18 protein-coding genes are annotated in these 24,888 nt (G+C 72.8%); 6 read left to right on the forward strand and 12 right to left on the reverse strand.

What is annotated here, in order from left to right:
- Positions 1–17: 17 nt before the first annotated feature.
- Genes E4T13_RS25055 through E4T13_RS25065 form a run of 3 tightly spaced genes read right to left on the reverse strand, consistent with a single transcriptional unit; the run spans position 18 to position 3,806 of the window.
- Entirely contained in the window at positions 18–1,244 is a 1,227-nt protein-coding gene (locus E4T13_RS25055; protein ID WP_137181094.1) for an O-antigen ligase family protein, read from the reverse strand.
- Entirely contained in the window at positions 1,241–2,107 is an 867-nt protein-coding gene (locus E4T13_RS25060) for a Wzz/FepE/Etk N-terminal domain-containing protein (protein ID WP_137181095.1), read from the reverse strand. The genes E4T13_RS25055 and E4T13_RS25060 overlap by 4 nt, the downstream gene beginning before the upstream one ends.
- On the reverse strand, positions 2,094–3,806 hold the full coding sequence (locus E4T13_RS25065) for a heparinase II/III family protein (RefSeq protein ID WP_240791286.1): 1,713 nt from the start codon (positions 3,804–3,806) through the stop codon (positions 2,094–2,096). The genes E4T13_RS25060 and E4T13_RS25065 overlap by 14 nt, the downstream gene beginning before the upstream one ends.
- Positions 3,807–4,012: 206 nt before the next feature.
- On the opposite strand from E4T13_RS25065, the gene E4T13_RS25070 reads away from it, so the two are divergent.
- Together E4T13_RS25070 and E4T13_RS25075 are read left to right on the forward strand one after the other, a co-directional pair.
- Positions 4,013–6,667, forward strand: coding sequence for an SLBB domain-containing protein (locus tag E4T13_RS25070; RefSeq protein WP_240791287.1), 2,655 nt, complete (start codon positions 4,013–4,015; stop codon positions 6,665–6,667).
- A 210-nt stretch (positions 6,668–6,877) separates the two neighbouring features.
- A complete protein-coding gene (locus E4T13_RS25075) occupies positions 6,878–8,944 on the forward strand; it encodes a YjbH domain-containing protein (protein WP_256370483.1) in 2,067 nt (688 codons plus the stop codon).
- Between the two features lie 5 nt (positions 8,945–8,949).
- On the opposite strand, the gene E4T13_RS25080 is transcribed toward E4T13_RS25075, so the two are convergent.
- The 3 genes from E4T13_RS25080 to ubiA are packed head-to-tail and all read right to left on the reverse strand — an operon-like array spanning position 8,950 to position 10,939.
- Positions 8,950–9,369: a type IV secretion protein Rhs gene (locus tag E4T13_RS25080; protein ID WP_137181098.1), complete on the reverse strand. Its 420-nt coding sequence runs from the start codon at positions 9,367–9,369 to the stop codon at positions 8,950–8,952.
- Between the two features lie 35 nt (positions 9,370–9,404).
- Positions 9,405–10,043 (reverse strand): methyltransferase, encoded by a 639-nt coding sequence (locus E4T13_RS25085; RefSeq protein WP_137181099.1) that lies wholly within the window; start codon positions 10,041–10,043, stop codon positions 9,405–9,407.
- Positions 10,040–10,939 carry a 4-hydroxybenzoate octaprenyltransferase gene (gene ubiA / locus E4T13_RS25090; RefSeq protein WP_137181100.1) on the reverse strand — a complete coding sequence of 300 codons (900 nt, stop codon included), beginning with the start codon at positions 10,937–10,939 and terminating at the stop codon, positions 10,040–10,042. The genes E4T13_RS25085 and ubiA overlap by 4 nt, the downstream gene beginning before the upstream one ends.
- A 29-nt stretch (positions 10,940–10,968) precedes the next feature.
- Here ubiA and E4T13_RS25095 point away from each other — a divergent pair, with 29 nt between their 5' ends.
- Positions 10,969–11,733 carry a 16S rRNA (uracil(1498)-N(3))-methyltransferase gene (locus tag E4T13_RS25095; protein ID WP_137181101.1) on the forward strand — a complete coding sequence of 255 codons (765 nt, stop codon included), beginning with the start codon at positions 10,969–10,971 and terminating at the stop codon, positions 11,731–11,733.
- 14 nt (positions 11,734–11,747) lie between these two features.
- Positions 11,748–13,091: a glutamate--cysteine ligase gene (locus tag E4T13_RS25100; protein ID WP_137181102.1), complete on the forward strand. Its 1,344-nt coding sequence runs from the start codon at positions 11,748–11,750 to the stop codon at positions 13,089–13,091.
- A 63-nt stretch (positions 13,092–13,154) separates the two neighbouring features.
- Here E4T13_RS25100 and E4T13_RS25105 read toward each other — a convergent pair whose 3' ends face one another.
- Positions 13,155–13,826 carry a GntR family transcriptional regulator gene (locus tag E4T13_RS25105; RefSeq protein WP_170985241.1) on the reverse strand — a complete coding sequence of 224 codons (672 nt, stop codon included), beginning with the start codon at positions 13,824–13,826 and terminating at the stop codon, positions 13,155–13,157.
- A 59-nt stretch (positions 13,827–13,885) separates the two neighbouring features.
- Here E4T13_RS25105 and E4T13_RS25110 point away from each other — a divergent pair, with 59 nt between their 5' ends.
- Complete coding sequence (locus tag E4T13_RS25110) at positions 13,886–14,899, forward strand: mannonate dehydratase (RefSeq protein WP_137181104.1); 1,014 nt, start codon at positions 13,886–13,888, stop codon at positions 14,897–14,899.
- Positions 14,900–14,913: 14 nt separating this feature from the next.
- Positions 14,914–15,876 carry a tripartite tricarboxylate transporter substrate binding protein gene (locus E4T13_RS25115; protein WP_137181105.1) on the forward strand — a complete coding sequence of 321 codons (963 nt, stop codon included), beginning with the start codon at positions 14,914–14,916 and terminating at the stop codon, positions 15,874–15,876.
- Here E4T13_RS25115 and E4T13_RS25120 read toward each other — a convergent pair.
- Genes E4T13_RS25120 through glgX form a run of 5 tightly spaced genes read right to left on the reverse strand, consistent with a single transcriptional unit; the run spans position 15,863 to position 24,886 of the window.
- Entirely contained in the window at positions 15,863–16,051 is a 189-nt protein-coding gene (locus E4T13_RS25120) for a hypothetical protein (RefSeq protein ID WP_137181106.1), read from the reverse strand. The genes E4T13_RS25115 and E4T13_RS25120 overlap by 14 nt on opposite strands.
- A 51-nt stretch (positions 16,052–16,102) precedes the next feature.
- Positions 16,103–18,880, reverse strand: a complete 2,778-nt coding sequence (gene treY, locus E4T13_RS25125) for a malto-oligosyltrehalose synthase (RefSeq protein WP_137181107.1) — start codon at positions 18,878–18,880, stop codon at positions 16,103–16,105.
- A complete protein-coding gene (gene malQ / locus E4T13_RS25130; protein WP_137181108.1) occupies positions 18,877–20,994 on the reverse strand; it encodes a 4-alpha-glucanotransferase in 2,118 nt (705 codons plus the stop codon). Before malQ ends, treY begins: the two co-directional genes overlap by 4 nt.
- Positions 20,991–22,790, reverse strand: coding sequence for a malto-oligosyltrehalose trehalohydrolase (gene treZ / locus E4T13_RS25135; RefSeq protein WP_137181109.1), 1,800 nt, complete (start codon positions 22,788–22,790; stop codon positions 20,991–20,993). The genes malQ and treZ overlap by 4 nt, the downstream gene beginning before the upstream one ends.
- On the reverse strand, positions 22,787–24,886 hold the full coding sequence (gene glgX, locus E4T13_RS25140) for a glycogen debranching protein GlgX (protein WP_137181110.1): 2,100 nt from the start codon (positions 24,884–24,886) through the stop codon (positions 22,787–22,789). Before glgX ends, treZ begins: the two co-directional genes overlap by 4 nt.
- Positions 24,887–24,888: the final 2 nt, after the last annotated feature.

Below are 24,888 nucleotides of genomic sequence, written 5' to 3' on the forward strand. Positions count from 1 at the left end.
CGCGCTTACCCCAGCGCTCATACATGGCGGGGCACCGATGCGCGGGCCGGCGCGGAGGCGACGCCGAGGCTGAGCGCCAGGCCCAGCGCGAACCAGGCCATGCGGTTGCCGAGATCGGTGGAGACCATCACCGTCAGCGCGACCGGCAGCACCATCGCCGCGATGCGCGCGGCGCGCGGGGGCGCGTTGTGCCGCAGCAGCCGGATCGCGGCGACAAGCCCGCCGGCGAAGGCGCCGAGCCAGAGCAGCAGGCCCGGCAGGCCGGCCTCGGCCAGGGCTTCCAGCGCGTGGTTGTGCGGGTAGAGGCCGCGCCGCTCGCCATGCCCCGCGGCAATGGTGAACCCGCCGGTGCCGAGGCCGAAGGGCGCGGCGCGGCCGGCCCAATCCAGCGCCGCCTGCCACAGGCCGAGTCGCGCCTCCAGCCCGGCGGCCTCGCCGGTCAGGCGCTCCAGGGTGCGCAGCCCTTCGGCTTCCTGCGGTCGGAGCAGGAGAAGCAGCAGGAACAGCAGCCCGGCGGCGACGCAGGCAGCCAGCCAGGCGGCGGCAGCGCCGCGGCGTCCGTCCAGCCCGAGCCGCAATGCCGGCGCGAGGGCGACGCCGAGGCCGAGGGCGAGCAGCGCGGTGCGCCCGCCCGGCAGCAGCGCGGCGACGGCGAGCGCGCCCACCAGCAGCAGCCAGCCCAGCGCGGGGAGGGCGCCGCGCGATTCGGCCGCGCGGACCGCGGCGAGGCCCGCGGCAATGGCGAGCGCGAGGCCGGCGAGCTGGTGATGCACCTTGCCTGCTTCGGGGTCGAGCGCGGCGCGCCAGCCGCCAGCGAAGCGCCAGAGGATCACCGCCGCCAGCACCACGCCGATCAGCAGCGAGGCCGCGGCCAGCGCGCGGCGCGCGGCGGGCTCGGCGCCCACCAGCATGCCAATGGCGAGCATCGCCGGCCCGGCCAGCACCACCTCCGGCAGCTTGTCCGCGGCGACCAGGCGGGAAGCGGTCCAGCTTCCCGCGATCACCAGCCAAAGCGGCAGCAGCAGCGCCGCCGCCAGCGGCAGCGCCAGCACGGGATCGAGCCGCCAGCGCGCGGTGGTCGCCAGCACCGCCAGCAGCGGCAGCAGCAGGGCGAAGGCGGCCAGCGAGAGGTCGAAGGGCAGGGCGGCAAAGGGCGGCGCGGTCTTCAGCGCGCCTGCAAGCTGCAGGGTCGCGGCCAGCCAGCCGGCCACCAGGGCCAAAGCGTGGCGCGGCGCCGGGATCATTCGGCGGGCTCGGGCAGCGCGCCGAAGGGCGGCGGGCGGCGGGCGCGGCGCAGCAGCACGCCGGCAGCGACAAGCGCCAGCGATGCCAGGGGCGCGGCGACCAGCAGCAGCAGCAGCAACAGCGGGCGGTTGGGCAGGCTGGGCCGGATGCCCACGCTCGGCGCCGAGACCAGCCGCGCCGCCACCGCCTCATCCGCGGCGGCGACCACGCCGGCGCGCTGGCTCTGCGCGAGCAGTTCGTAGAGCGACTGGCGGATGTAGAGGTCGGGCTCGCGGTTCAGCCGATCCTCCAGCGCGGCGACCCGGCGGCGCGCGAGTTCCTCCAGGTCGGCGCGCACCTTGGCCTCGGCGAAGCCGTGCAGGTGTTCCAGCAGCGCCAGCGCCTGGTCGCGCTCGGGATGCGCGAGCGAGATCGTCCAGGTGACGGCGCCAAGATTCTGCGTGACGCCGAGGTTCCGTTCGAGCCAGGAGCGGAGGTCGTCAAGATCCGCCGCCTGTCGCAGGCCGAGCAGCGCGCGGATCTCGCCGCGAGGCGAGGCGGTGCGCCACGTGGTCAGTTCATCGAGGATCGGCGTCTCCGCCGCCAGTGCGCGCGCCGCCTCCACCGAGCGCAGCGCGCCGAGATAGATCGCGAAGTTGCCGGTCGGGCGGGGGTCGAGCAGCCCGCCGATGGTGGGCGTGGCGGAGAGCAGGGTGGAGGTGGCGATGCCGGTGGTCTCCGCCGGCGCGACGGTGGCTTCCGCCACATAGCTGCGCGGCCAGAGCAGCACGGTCGTGGCGCCGGCGCCGAGGAACAGCAGCGCCAGTAGGATGACGCGCACGCGGCGCGCCCAGAGGCCGGCGAACAGGTCATCGAGCGGCATCGGCTGCTGCCTCCGCGTGCAGGGTGATGGTGGTCGTCACGTCGCGGATGGGCGCGTCCGCGCGGATGCGCAGCACGGGCACGCGGCGGATGCGGCCGTAGCCAGGGCTTTCCCAACCGGTGAGCAGTTCGCAGGCGAAGGGCGCATCGGCCTGCGCGCGGAGCGTCGCGGCGGGACCGGTGATGCCATCGGCGTGCAGAGTCCAGTCGCCCGGCAGCAGGCGCCAATGCCAGGCGACGGATCGGAACGGCCCGCGCAGGCGATCCGCTACGGTCCAGGCGCGGCCGGCGACGGCGATGCGGCGCTCCGTGCGGTTGCCGCGCGAATCGCGTGCGACGGCGCCATCGGGCAGCGCCGCCATGCGCGGCCAGCCCGCCAGCAGGAAGCGTCCGGCGCGGGCCATCGGCTCGGTGTCGTCGAAGACCGGCGCGTTGTGCGCGGCGGCGCCCGAGAGCGCCGGCCACCACCAATCCGCCGGCGGGTCATAGCTGCCGGTGCCGCCGTCGCGGATCACCCAGTCGTCGCCGTTGCGCAGCGAGAGGTGCAGCAGGTCGCACTGGAAGGGCCGGAAGCGCAGTGGTCCGGTGCGCAGCACCGCGAAGGCGTCGCCCTCGCGCCAGCCCATGCTGCCGGCAGCGCTCCATCGCGCCGGCCGCGCCAGCATCGCTGGCGGTGTCGCCAGGCCGAGCCAGGCGCAACCGGGATCATCGGGTGCATCAGCCGACGACGCGCAGAAAAGCCTGGCCGCGCGCTCCAGGCTGCCGCGCGCATCGGCGGGACCGCGCAGCGCGAGATCGGCCAGCGCCGAGCCATCCTCCAGGCCCAGAGGCGGCGTCGCGCCGGTCGTGGGGTCGACCAGCCCGTGCAGCCAGCGCGTCAGCGCCGCCGCGCGATCGGCGAGCGGCGCGGGGAAGGGCGGCGCGCCATGCCGCCGGCGCAGCCACTCGACGACCGAGAGCGTGTCCAGCAGCACCCGCGCATAGCCCGGCGAGACCTGGGAGAAGCCGCCATCCGACGCGACCAGCCGCGCGACGCACCGCGAAAGCCGCGCCGCCGCGGCCCGCGTATCGCGCCCGAGCAGCAGCGCGCAGGCGAAAGCGCCGGCGGCCTCGCTGATCGGGTGGTTGTTGTCCTGCGCCAGCGCATAGAGCGGCGTCGCGGCGATCCGCGCGGCGCAGCATTCCAGAAGCGCGCGCGCGCCCGACGGCGGATTGCGGTCGGCCTCGAGCAGCGCCAGCGCCAGGGCCAGGTGGAGCGCGCGGAAGGCGGCTTCCTGGCCGCAGGCCCAGGCGACGCCGCGGAAGGGCGGGTTGGCGCGGCACCAATCCGCCAGCAGCGACTCGGCGCGGGCGAGATGGGCCGCCTCGGGTGCAATCCGCGCGGCCTGCGCCAGCAGCGGCAGTGCGGCCAGGCGGTTCGCTTCCCACACCGACCGGGCGCCGCCGGCGCGATGCAGCGCGATGTCGAGCGCATGCGCCACGGGATCGAAGCCGCCATGCCAGTCGGGCCGTTCCGGCAGCGCCGCCACCGCGGCCAGCACCTGCGCCGCCGCCGCATCCGCCAGCCCGGCTGGGGGCGGCGCGCGGCCGGGCAGGAAGGGAGAAACCGGAACAGGCCCGTCCCGCAGCCATCGCCGGGCCAGACCGACCTTCCGCGCCGCGCGGTCGGCGATCCAGAGGCCCAGCGGGCGTGGCCCCAATCGCCAGGCAGCGGAAAGCAGCGGGCCGGCCCTGCCCGTGCCGGCTGCCGACCCTGGCGGGTACGCAACCAGAACGTCATGGCTCGGCGAAGAAGCGGCTTGGTCAAGCATGGACTGCCTGACTATGCTACAACAGGTCGTGAATGATGCAGCACAATTTCATCTTGCAGTTGAGACTGCCTCGGTTACGTGCAGCCCTGTTGCTGGTGACCCTCGTGCTTGGCGTTCCGGCTCTGGCGCAGACCGGACCGGGCCAGCCCAGCGCGCCGGTCGGGCCCGGCAGCGCCACCCTGGCGCCGCCGCCCCTGCCGCCAACACTGCCCGGCGGCCTGCCCCTGCCGCAGCTTCCGGCCGGTGCCCAGCAGGAAATCCTGCAGCGCATCCTGGATGCCGCCGGCGGTCGCGCGCCGCCCGGCCCGTTGCCGGCCCCGGCCGCGCCGGCGGCCGCCATGCCGCCGCAATCCTATCCGGCTCCGATGCCGCCGCCAGCCTGGCAGCAGAACGGCGACCCGCTCTCCCACACCGAGGCGTTCTTCGCCGAGCGGCTGGGCATGCCGCTGCGCCAGTTCGGCTATGACAGCTTCCGGGGCGGACCGCCTTCCAGCCCTGTCATCGGTGCGCTGCCCGACGACTACATGGTCGGCCGCGACGACGAGCTGCTGCTGGCGCTGCGCGGCCGCACCCGCGCCACGCTGACGCTGCGCGTGCTGCGCGACGGCACGATCCTCGCCCCGGATTTCCCGCCCATCCCGGCCGCCGGGCGCACGCTGCGCGAACTGCGCGCCGACCTCGAAGCGCGCGTCGCGCGCGACATGCCCGGCACGGAGCTGTTCCTGTCCATCGGCCAGGTGCGTCAGATCGCGATCTTCGTCGGCGGCGAGGTGATGCGGCCGGGGATGCAGCCGCTGACCGCGCTGGCCACGGTGCTGGATGCGCTGCAACTGGCAGGCGGCGTGCGCAAGACCGGGTCGCTGCGCGCCATCCGCATCGACGGGCCCGGCGGCAGCCGCGTGCTGGACCTCTACACCGTTATCGCCGGCGTGCCGGGCAACCCCGACATCCGCCTGCGCGAGGGCGACCGCATCCTGGTGCCGGCGCTGGGCGGCGTCGTCGCGGTGGCCGGGGAGGTGACGCGGCCGGCGATCTACGAGCTTCCGGCCGGCGCGGTTTCCGCCCCGGTGACGACGATGCTCGGCCTGGCGGGCGATCCGCTGCGGCCGGCCGGCAACCGGCTGCTGGTGCAGGGCACGGACGGCGCGGGGCGGCGCTCCTTCACCGAGCTCGGCGCCGGCGGGATCGTGCGGCGCGGCGATTCCGTGCTGGTGCAGCCGGGTGCGGACGTTGTGGCGAACCGGTTGCGACTGGCAGGCCATGTCTCGGCACCCGTGACCCGTGCCGCCGCGCGCGGCGGCACGCTGCGCGCGCTGCTGGCCGACCCGCGGCTGCTGAAGCCCGATCCGTATCCGCGGCTCGGCGTGATCCTGCGGCTCGATCCGCGCACGCGGGTGCGGCAATTCGTGCCCTTCGACCTGGCCCGCGTGATGCAGGGCGGCGCCAATCCCGGGCTGCAGGAAGGCGACGAGGTGATCGTGCTCGGCAATGCCGACATCGCCTTCCTCGCCAGCCCGCCCGTCCAGCGCGCCCTGCGGGGCGAGGCGCCGCCCGCCGAGGCCTGCCCGGCGCTCGCGCAGCTTGCCATCGCCGCGCGATCGGCGCCGGCGCGCTTCGCCTTCGCCCGCGGCGCGGGCTTTCCCGACATCGGCGCGCCGCTCTGCCCGCAGGTCTTCCTCGACTATCCCCCGCTGCTCGCGTACCTGATCGACACCGCCGTGCTGGTGACGGGCGAGGTGAAGCAGCCCGGCCTGTTCCCGATCAGCGACGATACCGGCCTCGACCTCGTGCTGGCGGCGGCGGGCGGGATCACGGATGGGGCGGACCTCTCCGCCGTGGAACTCGCGCGCGAACCGAACGACCAGAGCGGCGCGATCCCCCTGACCCGCACGCTGCTCGACCTGCGCAGCCGCAATTTCCGCGCCGTGCGCCTTTCGCCGCGCGACGTCATCCGCGTGCCGCGCGGCTTCACCGACCGCGAGACCGGACCGGTCACGCTGGTGGGCGAGGCGGTGCGGCCCGGCGTCTACGACATCCGCCGCGGCGAGCGGCTTTCCGAACTGCTGGCGCGCGCCGGCGGGCTGACGCCGCAGGCCTACGCCTTCGGCACGGTCTTCACGCGGGAGAGCGTGCGCATCCGCCAGCAGCAGGGCTTCGAACGCTCCGCGCGCGACCTGGAATCCTCGCTGCTCTCCGTCGCCGCGGGCCAGGCGAATGCCGGCGGGCTCGGGCAGCAGCGCGTGGACCTCGGCGGCCTCGTCAACGCCGGGCGCGAGTTGGCCAACACGCTGCGCCAGGCACAGGCGGCGGGGCGCATGGTGGTGGAGGCCAACCCGGTGGTGCTCGCCGCGCGCCCCGAACTCGACGTGCTGCTGGAACCGGGCGACCTCATTGTCATCCCCAAGCGGCCGAACGAGGTCACCGTCGTCGGCGCGGTGCTGAACGCGGGCAGCCTGCAATTCGTCTCCGGCTGGCGCGCCAGCGACTACGTGCGCGCGGCCGGTGGCACGCAGCGCTTCGCCGACACCTCCCGCGCCTTCGTTGTGCTGCCCAACGGCCAGTCATCCCCCGCGGGCATGTCCGGCTGGCAGAGCGGCGGGCCGCCCGTGCCGCCCGGCAGCCTGGTGGTCGTGCCGCAGGACCCCTCCCCCTTCGAAACCCGCGGCCTGATCCGCGACCTCACGGCGATCCTGAGCCAGGTGACGATCTCCTCCGCGGCCCTGGCGGTGATCGCGCGCGAACTGCAGTGAGGGCGGGTGCCTCGGCAGGGGGGCGTTGCCCCCCTGCACCCCCCACCAGGAAGCTGAGCTTCCTGGACCTGCATTCCCTTCATGTCCCGAAGGGAGGGGGGCCGAAGTGCCCCCCTCCCTTCGGGACATAAACGAGTGTCGGGGTCCGGGGAGCTTCAAGCTCCCCGGCGGGGGCGCGGTGGCAGTGCCCCCGCCAAAGCACTGGCCCTCATAGCACTTCTCGCCGCGGCACCCGCCAACGCGCAGGAGGTGCCCGGCACTGGCTCGGATCTCGGGGGCGTGGGTCTGCTCGAGATGCGCAATGCGCGGTTCCGGCCGGATGGCACGCTGGAGGCGGGGGCGTCGTTGCGGCATCAGCGGCGGCTGTGGTTCGTGAACTTCCAGGCCTTGCCGTGGCTGGAGACGACGTTCCGCATTGCCGAGCGGCTGGATGGCACGACCGGCAGCGGCATGACGACCGACCGCTCCTTCGACGTGAAGATCCGGCTGGTGGAGGAGGACGATTTGTGGCCCGCGGTGGCGATCGGGCTGCAGGATTTCATCGGCACCGGCATCTATGGCGGCGAGTACATCGTCGCGTCGAAGCGCTTCGGGCCGCTGGATGTCACGGCTGGCATGGGGTGGGGGCGGCTCGGAACGTACAACGACGTGCAGAACCCGCTGACCCTGATCTCGCCCCGCTTCGAGCAGCGAGACCGGGAGGTGGGCGAGGGCGGGTTGTTGGGGCCGGGGACGTATTTCCGCGGCGAGGATGTCTCGCTGTTCGGCGGGCTGGAGTATTCGCTGCCGCCGCTCTGGACGCCGCTGGGCAGCGTGGAGGGCATCCGCGCGAAGGTGGAGGTTTCGGGCGATGCGCTGCGCGACGAGCGCGGCGGCTATCCCGCGAATGTCGCGAGCCTGGCGGGCCAGGCGCGCAGCCGCGTGAACTACGGGGTGCAATGGTCGAATGGCTGGCTCGATATCGGCGCCGGCTGGCTCTACGGCACGGATTTCGTGTTCCGCCTCTCGGCTCGCTTCGATCCGGCGAACCCGCCGGAGATCGAGCAGGCCCTGCCGCCGGCGATCGCGTCGCGCCCCGAGGCGACGCTGCCGGATGCGGAGGAAGCTACGAAGGCTGCCTTGCGGGAGGCGGGGTTCCGTCCTGTGGCCCTGCGCATCGCTGGCGCCGAGGCGCGCATCGCCGTGGCGGATGGGCCGTATCGCACGCTGGCGCAGGTGGCGGGGCGCGTGATGCGCGCGGCGCAGCCCTTCCTGCCGGCGGAGGTGCAGCTCGTCGTGCTGTCCTGGCGGCTGGCCGGGACGGAGATCGCGCGGCTGCGGATTCCGCGCGCCGCCTTCGAAGCCGCGCTCCGCGGCCATGGCAGCGCGGAGGAGCTGTTCTACGTGTCGGAGCTCGGGCCTGCGGCGGCGGATGAATTCGGCCGGATGAATGGCGGGCCGGGCTTCACCTGGGGCGTGGAGCCGCGCGTGCAGACGATCCTTGGCGATCCCTCCCGCACCTTGCGCTGGCAGGTGGCGGCGGTGGCGGGCGCGCGGGCGGAGGCAGGCTACGGCTTCGCGCTGGCGGGCAGCCTTTCGCTGGCGCTGATGGGCAACCTGGATGGCGGGCTGCCATCGGACAGCCAGTTGCCGCATGTGCGCAGCGACTATGCGCGGTATGCGCAGGAAGGCTCGGTCGCGATTCCGGCGCTGTATGCGGAGCGCATCTGGGCGCCGGCGCGCGACCTGTTCGCGCGCGTCACCGCCGGCATCCTGGAGCCGATGTACAGCGGCGTCTCGGCGGAGCTCCTGTGGCGGCCTTATGACAAGCCCTATGCGCTGGGCGTGGACATCGCGCAGGTGGTGCAGCGCGACTACGACGGCGGCTTCGGCACGCTGGGCTACAACGTGACGACGGGGCAGGTTTCGCTCTACACGGACCTGCCATGGTACGGGCTCTACACGGTGCTGCGCGCGGGGCGGTATCTCGCGGGCGACTGGGGCGGCACGATCGAGATCGGGCGGCGCTTCGACAGCGGCATCGAGGTGGGCGGCTTCGCCACCTTCACCGACGTGCCGTTCGCGACCTTCGGGGAGGGCAGCTTCGACCGCGGCATCTATGTGCGCGTGCCGCTGGACCTGTTCGGCATCGCGACGCGCAACATCGCGAGCGCGCTGATCCGCGGCGTGCAGCGCGATGGCGGCCAGCGCCTGGCGGTGGACAACCCGCTGTGGGAGATCACGCGGCCGGGGCGGGAGCGGGCGCTGGAGGAGGGCTATCGCGGCTTCCTGCGGTGAGGGAGTCAGGGGCGCTTCTCGATCCGCCCCTCGTAGCGCCCGCGCGAATCGTATTGCCGCACGGCGCCGCCGCTGCGCTCCGCGCGTCCGACATAGCGGCCGCGGTCATCGTAGTCACGGCGCGTGCCTTGCCCGTATTCGCTGCGGCCGGAATAGGCGCCGCGGTCGTCGTAGCGGCGGACCGACCCGTCGCGCTGCTCGGCGCGGCCGGTGTAGCGGCCGCTTTCGTCGTAGTGGCGCGTGGTGTCGCCATTGCGCTCGGCGCGCCCGACATAGCGGCCGCGGTCGTCGTAGAAGCGCGTGGTGTCGCCGTTGCGCTCGGCCCGGCCGATATAGCGGCCGCGATCGTCATAGCGCCGCTCGGTCTGAGCCAGGACCGGCAGCGCCACGCAGAGGAACAGCAGGACGAAGCGAAAAATCCGCATGGCGCGCAGGATGCTGCGCGTGGGTTGCGGCGGGGTTACGGCAGCATTCTGAAGATCGTGACCTCGCGCAGGGTGCGGTCCTCCAGCTCCAGGCTGGTCGGCACGGCGTGCCGCGCCATCGGCTCCAGGCCGTGGCCGGGCAGGTAGGCGCGGCCGGGATCGGCGACCCAGACCTCGCATTCCGACGCCATGGCGCGGAGCCAGGGCAGGATATGCGCGGTCATCGGCGCCTCGTAGCAGACATCGCCGGCGAGGATGACGTCCCAGCGGCATGCCGCGCCGACGATGTCGCCTTCCGGCGTCTGCACAGCCACGCCGTTCAGCGCGGCGTTGAGGCGGATGGCAGCCAGGGCGAGCGGATCGATCTCCGCCGCTTCCACGCGCGCCGCGCCGGCCATCGCCGCGGCGATGGCGGCGATTCCGCACCCCGCGGCGAAATCCAGCACGCGCTTGCCGCGCACACGCGCGGGCTCGTCCAGCAGAATCCGCGCGGTGGCCTGCCCGCCGGGCCAGGCGAAGGCCCAGAAGGGCGGCTCGATGTTCTTCTCGCGAAGCCAATCCTCGGTGGCCTGCCAGATCGGCGTGATTTCCGTCGCCAGGTGCAGCGCGATCTCCGGCACCAGGGATGCGCGCGCGACGGTGGTATGCGCGGCGACGAAGTCCTCCGGCGTCACAGCCGGCCGATCAGGAAGGCCAGCGCGATGACCAGCCCGGCTTCGCGATTGGACTTGAACAGGCGCAGGCACAGCGCGGGGTCGTGGATGTCGAGCGCCTGTGCCTGCCGCGACAGCATCCAGGCCGGCAACAGCAGCGCCAGGAAGAACCCGATGGAGGCATCCGCCAGAATTCCCGCCACGCCGAGCAGCAGGATCGTCGCCGCGTAGCAGTTCGACACGAAAGCGGTCGAATCGGCGCCGAACTTTCGGGCGGTGGAGCGGATGCCGACGAGCGCATCGTCCTCGCGGTCCTGATGCGCGTACACCGTGTCGTAGCCGAGGATCCAGAAGAAGCCCGCCGCCCAGAGCGCGAAGGCGGCCGGTTCCAGCGTGCCCGTCGCCGCCGCCCAGCCGGTCGGCGCCGCCCAGGAGAAGACGAAGCCCAGCACCGCCTGTGGCCAGTCCGTGATGCGCTTCGCCAGCGGATAGAGCGCGATCGGCACCAGCGAGAACAACCCGACCACGATCGCCGTCTTCGGCAGCGAGAACAGCACTGCCGCGCCGATCACGCACAGCGCCGCGAGGAACGCCACCGCCTGCCACGGCGTCACCGCGCCGGAGGCCAGCGGCCGCCCGCGCGTGCGCTCCACCTGCCGGTCCAGCTCGCGGTCCCAGAGGTCGTTCACCACGCAACCCGCGCCGCGCATCGCGAAGGCGCCGAGGGTGAACAGCAGGACCAGCCACGCGCCCTCCGCCCAGCCCGGCGCCGCGGCGGCGATGGCCCAGTAGCCCGGCAGCACCAGCAGCCAGGCACCGATCGGCCGGTCGAACCGCGCCAGCAGCATGTAGGGTCGCCAGGAGGAAGGCAGCCGCGCCACCCAGCCCTGCGCCCGGATATCCGTGAACCCGCTCATCCGGCATACCTGCCGGGGGGAGCCACCGCATGTCCATCCCACGCCTGCACCTGGACGAGACCCTGCGCGAGGGCGTGGAGCTGGAGGCCGCGCCCGGCCAGGCGCATCACCTCGGCACCGTGCTGCGCCGGTCGGTGGGCGATGCGGTGCGCGTGTTCAATGCGCGCGACGGCGAGCACGACGCCACCATCGCCTTCCTGCGCAAGGACCGGGCGCGATTCGCGATCGGGCCGCGCCGGCGCGATCCCGCGCCGGAGCCCGCGCTGCGCCTGCTGGTCGGCGCGCTGAAGCGCGACCCGATGGACTGGCTGGTGGAGAAGGCGACGGAGCTCGGCGCGACGCACATCCAGCCGGTGCTCACGCGCCGCACCATCGCCGACCGCGCCAATGCCGCCCGCCTTTCCGCCATCGCGCGCGGCGCCGCCGAGCAGTGCGAGCGGCTTTCGGTGCCGGAGGTGGCCGAGGCCCTGCCGCTGCACCGCGTGCTGGATGGCTGGGACGGCACAAGGCTGGTCGTCGCGATGGAGCGCAGCGCGGCGCCGCCCCTGCGGGAGGCCGTTGCCGGGCTGTCATCGCCGCTGGCGCTGCTGGTGGGGCCGGAAGGGGGGTTCGAGGGGGCGGAGCTTGACGATCTCCGCCGGCGTGCCTTTGTTGTGCCAGCCGCGCTCGGGCCCCGCATCCTGCGGGCGGAGACCGCCGCGGTGGCCGGTCTCGCGGCGCTGCAGGCGCTGGTCGGGGACTGGGCCGGAGCACCTGGGCGGGACTCCTCCCTGCACCAGGCAACACGCGGGTAGAGAACGCCAGCACGATGTCCAATCCCGGCGAGGCCGACCTCACGCCGATCACATCGGTTCGCCAGCTTGCGCTGTGGTTCGCCGCGGGCAGCAAGCCGCGCACGGATTGGCGCATCGGCACCGAGCACGAGAAGTTCGGCTTCGGCCGTGCCAATCTGGCGCCGCCGCCATACGAGCCTGCAGGCATCCGCGCGATGCTGGAAGGCATTGCGGCGAAGGGGTGGGAGCCCATCCTCGACAACGGCAGGCCGATCGGGCTGAAGCGCGGCGACGCCTCGGTCAGCCTGGAGCCGGGCGGGCAGTTCGAGCTGTCCGGCGCGCCGGTGCCGGACCTGCACGAGACCCGCGTGGAACTCGCGGCGCATCTGCGCGAGGTGCATGAGGTTGCGGGACCGCTCGGCCTCGGCTTCGCGCCGCTCGGCTTCCATCCGCTGGCGACGCGCGAGCAGATGCCCTGGATGCCGAAGGGGCGCTACGCGATCATGCGGAACTACATGCCGCGCGTCGGCGGCATGGGGCTCGACATGATGCTCCGCACCTGCACGGTGCAGGTGAACCTGGATTTCGGCGACGAGGCCGACATGGTGGAGAAGCTGCGCGTTTCGCTCGCGCTGCAGCCGCTGGCCACCGCGCTGTTCGCCAACTCGCCCTTCCTGGAAGGCAAGCCGAGCGGCTGGCTCTCGCTGCGCGGTCGCGTCTGGACGGACACCGATCCGGACCGCACCGGCATCCCGCCCGTGGCCTTCGAGGATGGCTTCGGCTTCGAGCGCTTCGCCGAGTACGCGCTGGACGTGCCGATGTATTTCATCATGCGCGACGGCCGCTACATCGACGCCGCCGGCGTGCCCTTCCGTGCCTTCATGGAAGGCCGTGCTGAGAAGCTGGCGGGCCACACCGCGACGATGGGCGACTTCGCCGACCACGTGACGACGATCTTCACGGATGTGCGGCTGAAGCGATTCCTGGAGATGCGCGGCGCCGATGCCGGCGGCGTGCCGATGCTGATGGCCAAGCCTGCACTTTGGACCGGCCTGCTGTACGATGCCGCCGCGCAGAAGGCGGCCGCCGCGCTGATCCGCGGCTGGTCGGTGCAGGACATGCGCGCGCTGCGGCTGGAAGTGCCGAAGACGGCGCTGAAGGCGACGGTCGGCGGCCGCGCGCTGCGCGACGTCGCACGTGACGTGCTGGCGATCTCGCGCGACGGGCTGCGCGCGCGCGGGCTGGGCGAGGAGGTGTATCTCGCGCCGCTGGAGGAGATCGCGGCGAGCGGCATGACGCAGGCCGAGCGCTGGCTGCAGCGCTACGATCGCGCCTGGGGCGGCGACGTCAGCCGGATCTTTGCCGAGGCGGAGGTGTGAATCCTGCCGCCTCCCCCGCATGCGGGGGAGGGTCGGGGTGGGGGCCGCGGCGACCCGACTCCCTCAGTACCTGCTCCGCCGCAGCCGCGCCGGCGCCTGGTCCGCCAGCGCGCGTTCCAGCAGGTCCGCCATCGCATTGTCCGATGACGCGATCATCAGCTTCGTCGCGGTCTTCGCATCCCGCGCGCGCAGCGCCGCCAGCAGCGCGCGGTGGCTTTCGGCGCTGCGCGCCAGCCGACCCGGGCCGAAGCCAAGCCTGAGCCGCAGCGCCTCCACCAGCGCCCAGCTGCGGTCCATCACCGCCGCCGCATCGGGGTTGCGCGCCAGCGCCAGCAGCGCGCGGTGGAAATCCTGGTTCGCCGCCATCGCGCCCACGCCATCGCCAGCCCGCGCCGCATCCCGGAAGCGCTCATCCAGCGCCGAGAGCGCTTCCAGATCCGCATCCGAGACGTGCCGCACCACATCCGGCACCAACAGCCCGAGCACCGCGCCGCGCAGGCGATAAAGGTTGCGGATGTCCTGCGGCGCCAGCACGCGCACCCAGGCGCCGCGATGCGGGTGGCTCTCCACCAGCCCCTCGCCTTCCAGCAGGCGCAGCGCGGCGCGCAGCGGCGTGGCGCTGACGCCGAGGCGCGCGGAGAGCGCGGCGACCGTCAGCTTCGCGCCGGGCGCCAGCGCGCCCTGCACGATCAGGCGGCGGAGCTGGGCGGTGACGTCGTCCTCGGCGGTGGCCATGCTTGATTCTATCAAATCCATACGGTTTGATGCAATCCAGCCAAGGGAGGAAAGCCGGCATGCGCCTGGCCGCCGGGCAGTTCCGCGAGTTGACGCAGGAGGATCTCGCCTTCGCGCGGCAGATCGGTTGCAGCGGCGTGACGGTGAACAAGCCGGATCTCGACAGCCCTGCCTGGGTCGCCTTCCTGAATCGCCAGTTCACCGCGAAGGCCGGGCCGCGCGCGCCGACGCGGCGCTGGTCGGCGCTCGACCTGATCCAGCTGCGCAGCGCGGTGGAGGCGCATGGCCTGGTGCTGGACTGCATCGAGGGCGTGCCGGCGAACCGGCTCGACAAGGCGATGCTCGGCCTGCCCGGCGCCGAGGAGCAGATCGCGGATTTCCAGGCGACGCTCCGCGCCATGGGCCAGGCCGGCATTCCCGTGCTCGGCTACAACTGGATCCCCGATGGCGTGTGGCGGACCGCGAAGGCCGCGCATGGCCGCGGCGGCGCGCTGGTGACCGCCTATGACGACGCGATCGGACAACGCGTGGCGACCGGCACGCTGCCGCCGCGCAGCGAGGCCGAGATGTGGGCGAACTGGGAACGCTTCATCGCCGCCGTGCTGCCCGTGGCGGAGGAAGCCGGCGTGAGGCTCTCGCTGCACCCCGACGACCCGCCGGTTCCCGTGCTGGACGGCGTCGCCCGCATCTTCCGATCCGAAGAGAGCTTCGCGCGCGCGATGGCCCATGCCGACAGCCCGATGCACGGCATCGCCTTCTGCACCGGCACCTTCGCCGAGTCCGGCGCGGACAGCATGATGCGCGCGCTTCGCCGCTTCGCGCGCGCGGGCCGCATCCACTACGTGCACCTCCGCAGCGTCGCCGGAGAATTGCCGCGCTTCGCCGAAGCCTTCGTGGACGAAGGCACGGTGGACCCCGTCGCCGTGCTGCGTGTGCTGCTGGATGCCGGTTTCGACGGCTTCGTCATCGACGACCACGTGCCGCATCTCGTGGACGACACTGTCTGGGGGCATCGCGGCCGGGCGCATGCCACCGGCTATATCGCCGGCATCCTGCGCGCGCTGCGCGCCTGAACGGGAGGAACGACATGACCGACATCACACGCCGCGCCGCGCTCGCGCTGCCGGGCCTGCTGCTCGCGCGCGGCGCAAGCGCACAGGATCGCCCGCTGCGCGTCGTCGTGCCCTTCCCGCCCGGCGGCACCTCCGACCTCATCGCGCGGCTGGTGCAGCCGGAGGTGCAGCGCATCCTCGGCCAGGTGGTGGTGGTGGACAATCGCGGCGGCGCCGCCGGCAATCTCGGCGCGGACAACGTCGCGAAGAGCCCGCCGGACGGCACGACGGTGCTGCTGACCGATCCCGGCATCCTGACCACCAGCCCGAGTCTGTTCTCCCGCCTGACCTACGATCCGGCGAAGGACTTCGATCCCGTCACGATGCTGATCTACGCGCCGTACATCCTGGCGGTGCATCCGGGGCTGCCGGTGCGCAACGCGGCGGAGCTTGCGGCCTATGCCAAGGCCAATCCGGGGAAGATCAACTTCGCCCATTCCGGGGTCGGCGCGCTGAACCACCTGACCGCGCTGGTGGCGGTGCAGCATTGGGGCGGCGAGGTGACGGAAGTGTTCTATCGCGGCGGCATGCTGGGCATCCAGGCCGCCTCGACCGGCGAGAGCCAGATGGTGGTGAACGGGGCGACCGCGACGCTGCCCTTCGTGAAGGATGGCCGGCTGCGCGCCATCGCCGTGACGGGCCCGCGCCGCCTGGCGGACCTGCCGGATGTGCCGACCTTCGCGGAACTCGGTTGGCCGGCGGCGGAAGCGGGCATCTGGCAGGGTCTGCTGGCACCGGCGGGGACGCCGGGCGCGATCATCGAGCGGCAGTACCGCGCCTTCGCGGAGGCGCTGCGCACGCCGACACTGACGCAGCGGCTGACGACGCTCGGCGCAGAGGTGCGGGCGGATGGTCCCGCGGATTTTCGCCGCTGGCTGGCGGCGGAGACGGAGGCCTGGGGCGCGGTGATCCGCGCCCGCGGCATCAAGCTGGACTGAGGTCGCGCCGCGTGGTGCGCCCTGCCTCGCGGTCGCTTCGCCGTTCGGGGATGGCGTTGGCGGGATCGGGGCGCTGGTCGGTCTCGCCGGGGCCCTTGCGCTCGCCGCCCGGACGTTCGGGGCGCAGCGCATCCTCCGTGCCACGGGGTTCGTCGATGCGGTCCTTGTCGTCCATGTCGGCCTCCTGACGGAGGAAACGCCCGGGCTGCCGGCGCGGTTCGCGCGCTCAGCCGGCGGCGACCGCGACGGCGACGGGTGAAGCGTCCAGCAGGTCCACCAGCCGCAAGGCGCCGCCGCGCAGCAGCGATTCCTGCTGGCCGGGGCGCAGCAGCCGCCAGACGCCGCGCTGGCGCAGGCGTTCGGGCAGGATCAGCGAGGTTGCGCGCCGCCCGCCGCCGACGGCCGGCGCCAGCCTGCCCGGCACCAGCCGTCCGAGCGGATGCAGCAGCCCCGCCACCAGCACGATGTCATCGCCGGCCATGCGCGCGGCGGCGATCACATGCTCGCGCAGCATGCCCTGGCAGGACAGCGGCTGCCATGAGCCTTCCTGGAACAGCATTGGATGCGCGCGGCGCAGGCCGAGCAGCGTCTGCGTCCAGTGCTGCTTGATCACGCCGTCCTGCCAATCCCGCGAAGGCGCGTCCAGCGTGCGGCGGCGCAGGTCGTAATCCACGGGGCGGCGGTTGTCGGGATCGACCAGCGAGAGATCCCAGAACTCCGTGCCCTGGTAGATGTCGGGCACGCCCGGCGCGAGGCATTTCAGCGCCACCTGCACCAGGCCCTTTGCCGCGCCGGCGGCGGCGATGGCTTCGGCCTGGGCGGCCACCTCGCGGTCGAAGCCGGCGGGGCGGGCGGGGTCGAAGATGCTGCGCAGGAAGCCGGCGCAGGCTTCCTCATAGGCGGTGTTGGGCATCGCCCAGTCGCTGTGCCGCTTGCCCTCGCGCAGCGCCTTCTGCAGCCAGCCCTGCATGCGGTCCAGGAAGGCGTCGAGGCTTGCGCGGTCAGCGGGATCCAGGCCGAGCGGCCAGGCACCGACCAGCGTCTGGTAGAGGTGCAGCTCGTCCGCCGCGTCGGGCGCCTGCGTGTCGTCCAGCAGCGCACGCAGCGGCGCGTTGAGGCGCCGCCAGCGTTCCACCGTCGCGGCCCAGCCTTCGGCCTGCTCGCTCAGCACCGAAAGCCGCGCGCGCACATCCTCGCCGCGCTTGTGGTCATGCGTCGCCGTGGCCGACAGCGCGAAGGGATCGCGCCGGCGCGCGCGCATGAAGCGGTGGAAGGTGGCGGGCGGGATCGCGAGCTGCGACGGGTCGGAGCCGACCTCGTTGCGCGAGACCAGGCGGAGGTAGCGGTAGAAGGCGGTGTCCTCCACCGATTTCGCGGCGACGGGGCCGGTGAGCTGCTGGAAGCGTCGCACCGCCTGATACGCGTCCTGCCGCTCCGGTCCCGGCTTCGCCTGGCGCAGCGCGGCGCCGGAGACGATCGGGCGGATCAGCGCGAGCAGGTCGCGCTGCGTCGCGCGCAGGTGGCGCGCGGCGCGGCTGAAGGCCCAGTCCAGCACATAGGCGTCGGCCTCGCGCCCGCCGGACAGCGAGGCGTAGGTGCGGTAGACCGGGAACTCCGCGACCACCGCGCGCAGCACGCGGCGCACGGCGGTGAGGGTGTGGTCGCGCGTTCGCAGGTCGCGCTGCAGCACGCGATGCACCAGAAGCGCGACGCCCGCGAGTTCCGCGGCCAGGTAGTCCGCCAGGATCTGCTGCCGCGCCGCGCGCTCCACCGCGTGGAAATCCGTGGCCGCCGGCGCGGCAGCGGCCCAGATCGCGTTGAGCGCAGGCTCGCCGGCGGGTTCGTGCAGCAGAGCGCCGATGCGGTCCATCACCTCGTAGCCGGTGGTGCCGTCCGTCATCCATTCCGCGGGCAGCTGCTCATGCCGCGCGATGATCTTCTCCACGACGATCCAGGGCTCGCGCGACAGGCCCTCCGGGCGTTCCGCGGCGCGTGCGGCCATGCGGCGGCGAAGCTTGCGGCAATAGGCGCGGGGATCGGCAAGGCCGTCCACATGGTCGATGCGAAAGCCGTCCACCAGCCCCGCCGCCCAGAGATCGAGCACCAGGCCATGCGCGGCTTCGAAAGCACCGGGGACTTCCACGCGGAAGCCGGCGAGGCCGTTGATGTCGAAGAAGCGCCGGTAGTTGATCTCGTCCGCCGCGGCGCGCCACCAGGACAGCCGGTAGTACTGGCGTTCCAGCAGCGCATGGAGCGCTGCGTCGCCGTCCTGGCGGGCATCGAAGCGTGCGAGCGCGGCGTCTACCGCGTCGCGCGCGGCGGGGTCGGCCAGCGCCTCGGCCAGCGCGCGCTTCGCCGCGGCGGCGCGCTCCCGCTGCTGCCGGCGCGGCGCAAGGCGCAGGCTGCGCCAGGCCTCGATTGCGGCATCCAGCGCCACATGGCCGCTGGGTGCGTCCGGCAGGATCGCAGCATAGTCGCGCGCGGCGATCGGGAAGCGGTGGTCAAAATACCAGGCGGAGATCGAGCCGTCCTGCGCATCGGCGCGCAGCGCGATCTCGCCGGCTTCCAGCGCCTCGCCATAGGGCAGGCCGAGGAAGGGTGCGAGGACGCGGCCCTGCAGCCGTACGTCGGCGGGATTCCAGTCGATGTCGAACCAGGTGGCGCAGGGGCTCGCCTCCCCCCATTCCAGCACGTCGAGCCACAGCGCGTTGTCGGCGCCGCCGACGCCCATGTGGTTCGGCACGATATCCAGCAGCAGGCCCATGCCATGCGCGCGCAGCGTGGCGACCAGCGAATCCAGCGCTGCGCGGCCGCCGAGGGCCGGGTTGATGCGCCCGAAATCCGTGATGTCGTAGCCATGCGTCGAGCCCGCGCGCGCCGCGAGCAGCGGCGAGGCGTAGAGATGCGAGACGCCGAGCGCATGCAGATACGGCACGATCGCTCGTGCGTCGTGCAGGGTGAAGCCGTCGTGGAACTGCAGGCGATACGTTGCGGTCGGCGTCATCCGCCGCCCTCGCGCCGCGCCGCATCCAGCGCGCCGAGGATTGCCACGGCCGGCTCCGCCTCCAGCAGCGCCGGCACCGGCGCGGGCAGGCGGCGGCGCCAGTTCGGATGCGCATCCGTCGTGCCCGGCAGGTTCACCTGCGGCTCCGACAGGATCGCGTCCTCGATGGGCAGCATCGCCAGCACGGATGGGGTGCGGCCGAGGAAGCGCGCGACGGCGGCGCCGAGGCGCGGCTCCGGCCCGGCCGGCGCATCGCCCTCGGCGCCGCCCTCCTCGTGCAGGCGCTGCCAGAGCGCATCGCGTTCGCGCTGCCGCGCCGCGCCTTCCGCGGCTTCGTCCTGGCCTTCGGGCAGCAGGCCGAGGCCAGCGCGCAGCCCGATATCCGCGCCGCGCCACCAGCCCGCGAGTGTCGGCATGTCATGCGTGGTGCTTGTCGCCACGGCGCGCGAATCGTAGCGCCAGGATGGCGCGAAGGCGCCGTCGTTCTCGCGTTCGAAGAACAGCACGCGCAGGCCGAGCAGCCCGGTCGAGACCAGCAGGTCGCGGAAGCCGTCGGGCAGCGTGCCGAGATCCTCGCCCACCACCACGGCCTGGCGCTTGTGCGATTCGGCGGCCAGCAGCCGCATCATGTCGCCGACGGGGAAGCGCAGATAGGCGCCCTCCGTCGCGCGCGCGCCGTCCGGCACGCACCAGATGCGCGCAAGCCCCATGACGTGATCGATGCGCACGCCGCCGGCGAAGGACATGGCAGTTGCGAGATCGTCGAGGAAAGGCGCGTAGCCCTGCGCGGCGAGCCTGGTCGGCGCGAAGGTGGTCAGCCCCCAATTCTGGCCAAGCAGGTTGAGCTGGTCCGGCGGCGCGCCGATGGAGACGCCTTCGAGCAATGCGGCGGTGCGCGACCAGGCGCGGCTGCCGCCGGCCTGCGTGCCGACGGCAAGATCGGCAATCAGTCCGATGCCCATGCCGGAATCGCGCGCCGCGCGCTGCGCGGCAGTGAGCTGGCGCGTGGCCAGCCATTGCAGGAAGACGTGGAATGCGACCTCCTCCGCATGCGCGGCGGCGAAGGTAGCGACCTCTGTGCTGCGGGGATCGCGCATCGGCGCGGGCCAGTTCCGCCAGTCCCAGGCATAGGGATCGGCGCGGAGGTGATGCGCGTGCAACGCCTCGAAATGCGCATGATCCTCGAGCCTCGTGCCGCCGTCCTGGCGGAAGCGCAGGAATTCGGCGCCCATCGCGCTCGGCGGGTGGAGATGCGCGGCGGCGAACTGCGCATGCAGCGCGCGCAGCAGCCGAAGGCGCAGCGGCAGCGCAGCGCCGTACTCCACCAGCGGCGCCGCTTCCGCGTCGGCGAGCGCATCGGCGATGCCAAGCTGCGCGGCGAGCGCCGCCGTCTTCGCGACCTCCGGCATGCCGCCGGGATCGACAAGCCAGCCATTCAGCCGCGTGCGACTGGACGGCGCATAGGGGCTGAAATGGCCGGCATCGGCGGCGAAGAGCGCGTGCACGGGGCTGAGCGCCAGCGCATCCGCGCCGCGCCGCGCCGCTGCGCGCGCCGCATCGGCCAATGCGCCGTAATGGCCGAGGCCGCCATCGCCGTCCTTGCGAAGACCGTAGATCTGCACGCCCAGTCCCCAGCACCGGCGCGATTCCAGCGGCCCCTGGAAGCAGCGCCGCGGCGCGATGGTGAGCGCGGCCTCGCCTTGCAGCGCGCCGCCGAGCATCAGCCGCGCCTCGCCCGGCTCGTCCGGCAGCATCAACACCAGCACGGGGCGTGGATCGCAAACCGGCTGCGCCAGGCCGTCCTGCACCACGCCCGAGTCTGTCTCGATGCGCCAGGCGATGGGCTGGTCCGGCGGGCAGTCGATGGGCAGCGCGACGTGCAAGTGCTGCCCAGCCGTGCCGGTGAGACGCGGCGGCAGGGGCGCGCGGGCCGCTTCGTCCAGCGCTGCGCCCAGCGCCGCCTCGGGATCATGCGCGTCGACGCCCTGCGCGCGCAGCAACAGGCGCAGCGTGTCGAGCCCGACGTGGTGATGGCGCCCCCGGAAGTCCTGCCACTGCGGTTCGAATCCGTGCAGCGTGGCCAGGCGGAGCAGTGCGTCGTCCGCGCCGCTCATGGCGCGGCGCCGCCATCCAGGCACCACACCGTCGCATGGCCCGGCAGCGTGCCGGAAGCGACCGCGGCGGCGGCATCGGGCGGCGTGGCATGCAGCGGCGCCGTATCGTGCGGCTGGATCGCGACGGGCTCGGCGCCGAGGTTGCACAGAAGGCGCAGCGTGCTGCCATCGCCCATGCGCCAGGCCGAGCGCACCGCCGCGGCGCCGATCGCTTCCGCCGCCAGCGCGGCGGCGCCCTGCAGGCGCGGCATGATCGCCGTGCGGCGCAGCGCGAGCAGCGCGCGCGTCGCCTCCAGCGCCGCGGCGTGCGCGGCCTGTGTCGCTTCCAGCGGATCGGCGCGAGACGCTTCGAAGGTCGCGGGCGCGTTGGGGTCGGGGATCGCGGCGCGTGCGGCATCGCCGGCGAAGGCGGCGAAGCGCGAGAATTCCCGCAGCCGTCCCTCTCGCACCGCCTTCGCCAGGTCGCCGGTGTAGTCGGTGAAGTAGAGGAAGGGCCGGCGGCTGGCCCATTCCTCGCCCATGAACAGCATCGGCACTTGCGGGCAGAGCAGCAGCAGTGCGCGCGCCGCATCCAGCGCGGCGGGCTCCGCCAGCGCAGTCAGCCGCTCGCCCAGCGCACGGTTGCCGATCTGGTCGTGGTTCTGCAGGAACAGCACGAAGGCGGTGGGCGGCAGATGGCCGGAAGGCTCGCCGCGCGGCACCCCGCCGCGATGCGGGGAGGCCTCGCCCTGATAGGCGAAGCCCTGCGACAGGCAGCGGGCGAGCAGCGCAGCCGGTGCCTCGGCGTAGTCGGCGTAGTAGCCATCCTCCTCGCCGGTCAGCAGCACATGCAGGCAGTGATGGCCGTCGTCGTTCCATTGCGCGTCGTAGCTGCCCGCGCCCAGATGCGACGCGGCGTTCTCGTCATGCTCCAGCACGAGATGCACGTGGCGGCCGGGCTCGACTTCCGCGCGAATCCGTTGCGCCATCTCCTTCAGCACATCGCGCCCGGGTGCGGATTCGATGGCGTGCACGGCGTCGAAGCGCAGACCGTCGAAGCGGTACTCGTTGATCCAGAGGATCGCGTTCTGCGTGAAGACATCGCGCACCGGCGCCTTCGAGAAGTCGATGGCCGCGCCCCAGGGCGTGTGCGTGCCGACCGCGAAGAAGGGTTCGGCATAGGCGTGCAGCCAGTTCCCTTCCGGTCCGAAGTGGTTGTAGACGACGTCGAGGAACACCATCAGGCCGAGCCCGTGCGCGGCATCCACCAGCGCCTTGAGATCGTCGGGCGTGCCATAGGCCTCGTCGGGCGCGAAGGGCAGCACGCCGTCATAGCCCCAGTTGCGCCGGCCCGCGAAATCCGCCACCGGCATCAGCTCCACCGCGGTGATGCCGAGCTGCGCGAGGCGCGGCAGTTCCGCCATCACGCCGCGGAAGCCGCCGAAGCTGCCGGGATGCAGCTCATACAGCACCGTCTCGTGCCAGGGCCTTCCCTGCCAGTCGCCATGCTGCCATGCGAAGGCTTCCGCGTCCGTCACGACGGACCAGCCCATCACATCGCCATCCTGCGCCCGCGCGGCGGGATCGGGCACGGCGAGATCGGGCGCGACTCGGTAGCGATACCGCGTGCCCGGCGGCGCCTTGGTCTCCACGCCGAACCAGCCCTGGCCTTCGGGCTGCATCGCAACCTCCGCACCGTCGCGCAGCACCACCGCCACGGCACGCGCGGACGGCGCCCAGAGGCGGAAGCGCGTGATGCCGTCGGCGCCCGGCTCGGCGCCGAAAGGCAGGTGGTGGCGGAAGCGGCGGACCGTCATGCGCTGGAGACCCTGGCGGCGAACACCGCCAACGCATGCGCGGGGAGCTCGATGCCTTCCTCGTCCATCTGCAACGGTGCTTCCGGCGCGCCCGTGTCCAGCACGGGCTGGAATTCCGCGCCGTTCACCGGTGCGCGGGTGAAGCGCACGGGCTGCCCGGCACCGTTCAGCATGATGCGCAGCACATCCGTGACGCCCGGCGCCGCGGCCGGTCCGGCAAGCTGCAACATCAGCGCGCGCCGCGTGGGATCGTGCCAACCTTCGGGCGACACCGGCGTGCCGTCCGGTTCCGACCAGGCGATGTCCGGCAGTCCCGGCAGCACGTCCGCGCCATGCAGGAAGCGGTCGGAGCGCAGCACCGGATAGGCGCGGCGGAGCTGGGTGAGGCGCGCGACGAAGGTGCTGATCTCCGCCGCTTCCGGCGGCGCGTCATCGCCCCAACGCATCCAGGAGATCGCGGTGTCCTGGCAATAGGCGTTGTTGTTGCCGCCCTGCGTGCGCCAGGCGGCGTCGCCCATCAGGATCATCGGCGTGCCGTGGGAGACGAAGACGGTGGCCAGCATCGCGCGTGCCACGCGAAGCCGCAGCGCCCGCAGCCCGGCATCCTCCGTCTCGCCCTCCTCGCCCCAGTTGGCGGAGTGGTTTTCCGAATGGCCGTCGCGATTCTCCTCGCCATTCGCCTCGTTGTGGCGCTCGGCGTAGGAGACGATGTCGCGCAGGGTGAAGCCGTCATGCGCGGCGACGAAGTTCACGCTCGCCCAAGCGCGGCGGCGGTCGTGGTCGAACAGGTCGGCCGAGCCGGCGATGCGCGCCGCGAGTTCCGGCCGCAGGCCTTCGTCGCCGCGCCAGAAGCGGCGCACGCCGTCGCGGAAGCGGTCGTTCCATTCGGCGAAGCCCGGCGGATGGTTGCCGAGCTGGTAGCCGCCGGGGCCGATGTCCCAGGGTTCCGCGATCAGCTTCACGCCGGCCAGCAGCGGGTCCTGGCGCAGCGCATCGAAGAAGCCGCTGCCGGGGTCGAAGCCGTTCGTCTCCCGCCCAAGGATCGTGCAGAGGTCGAAGCGGAAGCCGTTCACGCCATACTGCGTCACCCAATGCCGCAGGCTGTCCGTCACCATCTGGATGACGCGGGGGTGGGAGAGGTTCAGCGTGTTCCCGGTGCCGGTGTCGTTGATGTGGTGGCGGCGGTTGTCCGGCAGCAGGCGGTAGTAGCTGGCATTGTCGATGCCGCGGAAGGACAGCGTCGGCCCGCGCTCGTTGCCCTCCGCCGTGTGGTTGTACACGACGTCCAGGATCACCTCGATCCCGGCGGATTGCAGGCGCCGGACGGCGAGCCGCACTTCCTCGGGGTCGCGGCGGGAGAGGTAACGCGGCTCCGGCGCGAAGAAGCCGAGCGTGCTGTAGCCCCAATAGTTCTTCAGCCCGCGCTCGACCAGGAAACGGTCGTCCACGAAGGCGTGCACCGGCATCAGTTCCACCGCCGTCACGCCGATGCGCTGCAGGTGGTCCAGAACATAGGGATCGGCGAGGGCTGCGAAGGTGCCGCGCTCATGCGGCGGCAAATCCTGCAGCGTCGCCGTGAGGCCCTTCACATGTGCCTCGTAGATCACCGTGTCACGCCAGGGCCGGGGCGCGAAGTGCTGCGGCGGCAGCGCGACATCCGCCACGACCACGCCCTTCGGCATCGCCGCGGCGCTGTCGCGGCGGTCGAAGGACAGGTCCTCCCGCGTCGCGCCGATGCGGTAGCCGTACAGCGCGTCGCTCCAGCGGAGATCGCCGATCAGCGCGCGCGCGTAAGGGTCGAGCAGCAGCTTGTTCGGGTTGAAGCGGTGGCCTTCCTGCGGGCGGTAGGGACCATGCACGCGATAGCCATAGGGCCAGCCCGGCCCGATGCCGGGCAGGTAGCCATGCCAGACGCCATCGGTGCATTCCGGCAGCTCGAAGCGCGCAACCTCCTTGCGGCCGAGCTTGTCGAACAGGCAGACCACCACGCGCTCGGCGTGGTCGGAGAACAGCGCGAAATTCACTCCCATGCCGTCGAAGGTGGCGCCGAGCGGATGGGCGCGGCCGGCCTCCAGCCGGTCGGGAAAGCGCGGCACGC

Origin of the sequence: Roseomonas sp. AR75 (assembly GCF_005222815.1) — a bacterium.
Lineage (GTDB): Bacteria > Pseudomonadota > Alphaproteobacteria > Acetobacterales > Acetobacteraceae > Falsiroseomonas.

Excerpts from the sequence above, each read along its gene's own strand:
- ubiA (WP_137181100.1), bottom strand. The coding sequence starts at position 10,939 with ATGAGCGGGTTCACGGATATCCGGGCGCAGGGCTGGGTGGCGCGGCTG.
- treY (WP_137181107.1), bottom strand. The coding sequence starts at position 18,880 with ATGACGCCGACCGCAACGTATCGCCTGCAGTTCCACGACGGCTTCACC.
- E4T13_RS25115 (WP_137181105.1), top strand. The coding sequence starts at position 14,914 with ATGACCGACATCACACGCCGCGCCGCGCTCGCGCTGCCGGGCCTGCTG.
- malQ (WP_137181108.1), bottom strand. The coding sequence starts at position 20,994 with ATGAGCGGCGCGGACGACGCACTGCTCCGCCTGGCCACGCTGCACGGA.
- E4T13_RS25110 (WP_137181104.1), top strand. The coding sequence starts at position 13,886 with ATGCGCCTGGCCGCCGGGCAGTTCCGCGAGTTGACGCAGGAGGATCTC.
- treZ (WP_137181109.1), bottom strand. The coding sequence starts at position 22,790 with ATGACGGTCCGCCGCTTCCGCCACCACCTGCCTTTCGGCGCCGAGCCG.
- E4T13_RS25120 (WP_137181106.1), bottom strand. The coding sequence starts at position 16,051 with ATGGACGACAAGGACCGCATCGACGAACCCCGTGGCACGGAGGATGCG.
- E4T13_RS25060 (WP_137181095.1), bottom strand. The coding sequence starts at position 2,107 with ATGCCGCTCGATGACCTGTTCGCCGGCCTCTGGGCGCGCCGCGTGCGC.
- E4T13_RS25095 (WP_137181101.1), top strand. The coding sequence starts at position 10,969 with ATGTCCATCCCACGCCTGCACCTGGACGAGACCCTGCGCGAGGGCGTG.
- E4T13_RS25055 (WP_137181094.1), bottom strand. The coding sequence starts at position 1,244 with ATGATCCCGGCGCCGCGCCACGCTTTGGCCCTGGTGGCCGGCTGGCTG.
- E4T13_RS25100 (WP_137181102.1), top strand. The coding sequence starts at position 11,748 with ATGTCCAATCCCGGCGAGGCCGACCTCACGCCGATCACATCGGTTCGC.
- E4T13_RS25105 (WP_170985241.1), bottom strand. The coding sequence starts at position 13,826 with ATGGCCACCGCCGAGGACGACGTCACCGCCCAGCTCCGCCGCCTGATC.
- E4T13_RS25080 (WP_137181098.1), bottom strand. The coding sequence starts at position 9,369 with ATGCGGATTTTTCGCTTCGTCCTGCTGTTCCTCTGCGTGGCGCTGCCG.